A 393-nucleotide genomic window follows, 5' to 3' on the forward strand; every position below is an offset into this window, starting at 1 on the left:
CACGAACTATCGTTCGACCGCTCCTCGATGACGCGCTGGCGGCAGCGCATGGGCGAGGAACGGATCGGCGCGCTCTTGCAGGAGAGCCTGGCCGTGGCCGTCAAGACAGGCGCGATGAAGCCGCAGGATACGCGGCAGGTGATCGTGGACACGACCGTTCAACCGAAGGACGTCATGTTCCCGACGGATGCCAAGCTTATTCACCGGGCGCGCGAACGGCTGGTGCGGCTGGCGAAGAAAATGGGGCTTGATCTGCGCCAGACCTATATTCGGGTCGGTAAATTCGCCCTGATCCAGCACCAGCGCTACGCTCATGCGAAGCAATTCAAACGGGCCGGCAAGGCGCTGCGCAAGTTGAAGACCTATCTCGGCCGGACCGTTCGCGACGTCGAA

The 393-nt window shown here is 62.3% G+C and carries 1 pseudogene; it reads left to right on the forward strand.

Annotation, left to right across the window (positions count from 1 at the left end):
• Positions 1 to 393: pseudogene (locus IB248_RS31070) on the forward strand (IS5/IS1182 family transposase); the annotation flags it as partial.

The organism is Rhizobium sp. RHZ01 (assembly GCF_014851595.1).
GTDB lineage: Bacteria > Pseudomonadota > Alphaproteobacteria > Rhizobiales > Rhizobiaceae > Rhizobium > Rhizobium altiplani.